Origin of the sequence: Okeania sp. SIO2F4, assembly GCF_010672385.1 — a bacterium.
Classification (GTDB): domain Bacteria; phylum Cyanobacteriota; class Cyanobacteriia; order Cyanobacteriales; family Microcoleaceae; genus Trichodesmium.
In genome coordinates, this window is the sequence record NZ_JAAHGT010000765.1 from 1 (window position 1) to 4,791 (window position 4,791).

Consider the following 4,791-nt stretch of genomic DNA (forward strand, 5'->3'; position numbering starts at 1 on the left):
TGATATCTTTGTTTTTTGTCTGTGGAGTATCTTGGTTAATTTTCTCCTCAAAAATTGGAGATGTTTGAGCAGGAATTGTCGTAACAATAGGGATAACTTCTCCTTGTCTTGCCATTATTAAATAAGCTTTTGCCAATTCCCATAAACTAACTTCTCCACTTCCTAGACTTAAACCTAAACCATAATATTCTGGGGATGCTTGTAAATGTGTAAAACCTAATTGATGTAGACGGTTTAAAAAATTCTCTACTCCAACTTTTTCTAATACTCGTACTGCCGGAATATTCAAAGAATTTGCCAAAGCAACCCTGACAATAACAGGTCCTAAAAATCTACCTTCATTATAGTTAGTAGGACTATAAAGTTGAGCGCCGGGAATTGCATAATATGTAGGTACATCTGCCAAAACTGTATTGGGATTAATTACTCGATTTTCTAATGCTAATTGATATAAAAAAGGCTTCAAAGTCGAACCAGGTTGACGCAATGCTTGTACTCCATCATTACTACCCATTTTTTGATAATCAAAATAATTAGGAGAACCCACATAAGCTAATACTTCTCCACTGTGATTATCAATAACAATAGCAGCAGCATGATTGACATTATAAGACTCCAGATTTTTAATTATTTGTCGTACTTGAGCAGTGAAAAATTGTTGTAAAGGTCGGTCGATAGTAGTGCGAATAACTGTAGGGGTAGCTGTGGGAAATACCTCGCTCTTAAAGGCGAGGTTGAAATTAGTAGATAGATTTTCAGATAACCAAAAAAGGAAATGTGGCGCAGCAATAATACCTTGATTTTCTGGTTGTAAAGTTATTTCTTCAGCAAAGGTCTTTTCCGCTTGAGTTTGGGTAATATAGTTATCTTCAACCATGCGTTTGAGAACATACTTTTGACGTTTTTTGAGAATATTCCAGTGGTAATAGGGGTTGAGGTCAGTCGGGTCGTTGGGTAAAGCAGCAAGAATGGTTGCTTGAGCGAGGTTGAGGTCGGTAGCGGAGATGCCAAAATAGCTACGGGATGCTGCTTCTACACCATAGATGTTTCCTCCCATTGGTAAGCGGTTGATATATGCTTCCAGGATTTGATTTTTGTTCATACCTGCTGTCAGTCGCCAAGATAACCAAATTTCTCGAACCTTGTTGCCGAAAGTGCGCGGTGTCGGTTCCAACATTCGAGCAAGTTGCATCGTAATAGTAGAAGCACCACTAACTATTTGTCTTGCTTGGATAGCTTCTAGGAGCGATCGCCCTATTGCTTTCATGTCTAGAGCGCCATGTTGATAATATCTTTTATCTTCCGCAGCGATAATAGCGTTGATAAATAGAGGTGAAATTTTATCTAGGGGTACGACAACAGTATTTTCTTGGTCGCGGGTGAGGATAGTTCCCAGGGGAAGAGCATTACGGTCAGTAAATTTCAAAGTTTGTTGATGTTGAGTTATGTCTTGGGAGCGAATCGGAAAAAGGTAAGGAAGCGATCGAGCAGTTAAGCACAACAGTGCAAAACCGAGAATAAATTTTCGGGTGTGGTTTGCTGCCATTTTTGTCTAATATTTTTTGATTATGTGTTTGCTAATTTTTATCATAACAAGTTTTATGATCGGTGCTTTTCAGATCAAACCAATTTGAAAAAAGAATGTTATCAATAGTTTCAAACTATATAAAATAATTTCCTGAAATTAATGTAGGTTGGGTAGAACAAAGTGAAACCAAACAATAATAGACATCTCCATCAAAGAGGGAATAGGGAAAATAAAATATTTTTATTTTTGGAGATGTCTAAAGCACAGAAACCGGGTTTGTATGAAATGCCTTACCATACTTACATCTTTCTCTGACAAACCCGGTTTCTTATAGCACTCCGAAGCAAGCCAATTTGATATAATAAGGTATTGTTGGGTTTCGTTCCTCAACCCAACCTACGCTTTAAGTTATTTCAATTAAATTAAGATCTGCTTGTTGATTTTGTTCATCCATAATTATTCGCCTTCTAGTAATAACTTAATTAAACAATAGCTAAAACAGAATCTTGAACAATTTTTGGCAATTCAATTATTACAAAATAATCAGCAGGATAAAGATAATCTTCTCTACTTTCATCAACTATTCTTAAATCGCCATCTTTTCTTGCATCTTCATCAGTTAAAACCACATAAATTTTATGTAACTCCAAAGAAGCAGGATAATCTTTATTATTAATACAAACGGCAAATTGAGCTTCATATTTTAGATTATTCATAGTTTTTAATCCAAATAAAATTTACGTTTAATCTCTGTTTTACTGTAAGCATTCAGGGGTCAGCTAGCCTCCTGGGTCGTAACTACGTTAACAGCTTCATTACCTTTAAAAGATGAAAAAGTAATTTAGAAATTTCAAAGAATTAAAAGTTACTGTAAAAGTCGATTAGTTAACTTTAAAAGTCTATCAAGCTACATCGTTTATTAAAAAACTGTTTGCGTAGCATTCCGTTAGCTCCGCATTCCGCAGGAAAGGATAAGCTGACTGCTAATAGCTGTTTGCGCAGCATTCCGGAACGGAAATGCTTACTTTTTACCAATTCTATTAGCTTCATACCAGTGTAATTCAGCAACTCTAATCCTACCATTATGAAGACGAATCGTAGCCACTCCTTTTAATTTACACCAACTCCCTTTTCCTTATGTTTTATTTAATCTTGCTAAATCGCGAATGGAATTATACCAATTCCCAAAAATAATTCTATACTTACTCAAAACTTCAGTTATTAACTAATAAATCAGTAAGAGCAATGTTTTCAACAATTTGTTGCCATTAAATGAAGATATCAGATATTTTTTAACCCTACTCCCTACTCCCTACTCCCTACTCCCTCTGCTCAAACAGATGTAGCAAAACTTTTGATAAATGGTATTACTAATATCAAATCCGGATAATTACTAGAGCCTGCGTCCGCAGCGACTGGAACGGAGTGGAAGGAAGCAATCTCATGGGTGCCCGGAGATTGCTTCCTATCGTCGCAATGACGACTGTTTAATCGGATTCTATATAACTGTAATTATTTCAATATTAGTAATTTCACTAATAATTGTAAAATTCATCTATCATTTTTTCTAAAATATGAGTTTTTCTTTAGGTTAACATGATTGTTCAGATAACTTCAGGCAGACTTTAAAATAATTTAATAAGCTCACTTTTAGCCGAAAGAAACCACAACAAAAACTCCTCCAAATCCCCCCTGGCATTTTTTGTATTTTTCCTGGAGATGTTATTATTACTATTATATCTATCACGACGTATTTCTGAGTGCTATAGAGGTCTTTGTTAATTCCTGTGCCTACGAAAATAATGAAATATAGTAAATTTTTCAACCCTACTCTAGAAAACCTAAAACCAAAAATTCATGCCTGGTTAAAATTCCTGAGAATTAGACTGAAAAAACAATTCCAAATAACCATCTTAATTTTAGCAACTTTCCTAAGTATTTTATGTATATCAATCCTACCTGCACAAACTCAGGAAAAACCTGTAACTATCCAAGTATTAATACAAGCTCTAGAAGCTAGTTTCTGGGAACCAATTCAAACCGAATTTAACAAAACTCACTCAAATATTAACCTGGAAATTGTCAAAGGTCCTAACGATACTAACCTAGTAGAAGATTTATATACATCTTCATTTTTACTAGGAGATTCTCCTTATGACTTAGTTTATATGGATATAGTTTGGGTGCCAAAATTTGCTGCTGCTAACTGGTTGAAAGACCTTTCAGAAAAAGTCGATATCCAACAATTACAAAAAATATATTTACAAGGAGACGTTGCAGGCGGAATTTATCAAGATAAACTCTATCGAATGCCATTAAATTCTGGTGGAGGAATGCTTTATTACCGCACCGACTTATTAAAAAAGGGCAGATTTGAACCCCCTAATACTTTTGCAGAAATAATCAAAATATCCCAAGAATTGCAAAAAGAGGGATTAGTTCAATGGGGTTATGTTTGGCAAGGTAAACAATACGAAGGTTTATCGGCAATGTTTATCGAAATTCTGGAAGGTTATGGTGGTTTTTGGGTAAATTTAGAAACAAATGAAGTAGGTTTAGATAAACCAGAAGCCATCAAAGCAGTAGATTTTTTAAGCCAAACTATTAGTCAGGGAATTTCTCCTCCTGGAGTAACTACTTATGCAGAAGAAGAAACCCGTCGTTTATTTGAAAGTGGCAATACAGTTTTTCTGCGTAATTGGCCTTATGTATATCCATTAGCATCAGCATCAAAAATAGCTGGAAATTTTGATATTAAACCAATGGTTCATGCTCCAGGAAAAAATAGTGGAGCTTGTTTAGGAGGATGGGGTTTAGGAATAGCTAAAACTACAAAAAATCCAGAGGAAGCATGGGAAGTTATTCAATACTTCAACCAACCAGAAGTACAAAGAAAATTTATTTTAGAAACAGGATTTGTTCCGGCGAGAAAATCGCTTTTTAACGACTCTATCCTGGTAGAAAAATTTCCTTATTTACCAAACTTATTTCCAGTAGTAAATAATTCTGTTTTACGTCCGCCAATTCCTCAATATGCTCAAGCATCAGATATTTTACAACGTTATTTAAGTGCTGCCCTAACAGGTTCTCGTACACCAGAGTCAGCAATGAAAGCTGCAGCTAGAGAAACTCGTGTTTTATTAGGAGGAAGGTGATTAGGGGATTGGGGAGAGAGGGAAGTGTGGGAAGAGGGGGAAGAGGGGGGAGTGTGGGGAGAGAGGGGAGTGTGGGGAGAGGGGGGAGAGGGGGGAGGGTGGGGAGGA

The 4,791-nt window shown here is 36.0% G+C and carries 3 protein-coding genes; 1 reads left to right on the forward strand and 2 read right to left on the reverse strand.

The genetic code is table 11. The features are described 5' to 3' along the window. Positions 1–1,546, reverse strand: a 1,546-nt coding sequence (locus F6K22_RS32260) for a transglycosylase domain-containing protein (RefSeq protein WP_293107720.1), incomplete at its 3' end; no start/stop codon positions are given. A gap of 464 nt (positions 1,547–2,010) precedes the next feature. Next, the gene (locus F6K22_RS32265; protein ID WP_293107723.1) at positions 2,011–2,244 is read right to left on the reverse strand and encodes a hypothetical protein; all 234 of its coding nucleotides are present in this window, start codon (positions 2,242–2,244) and stop codon (positions 2,011–2,013) included. 1,086 nt (positions 2,245–3,330) lie between these two features. Here F6K22_RS32265 and F6K22_RS32270 point away from each other — a divergent pair. Continuing rightward, positions 3,331–4,683, forward strand: a complete 1,353-nt coding sequence (locus tag F6K22_RS32270; protein WP_293107726.1) for an ABC transporter substrate-binding protein — start codon at positions 3,331–3,333, stop codon at positions 4,681–4,683. Positions 4,684–4,791 lie beyond the last annotated feature (108 nt).

What these genes read in the sequence shown, in the direction of transcription:
- F6K22_RS32265 (WP_293107723.1), bottom strand. Translation starts at nt 2,244, where the DNA reads ATGAATAATCTAAAATATGAAGCTCAATTTGCCGTTTGTATTAATAAT.
- F6K22_RS32270 (WP_293107726.1), top strand. Translation starts at nt 3,331, where the DNA reads ATGAAATATAGTAAATTTTTCAACCCTACTCTAGAAAACCTAAAACCA.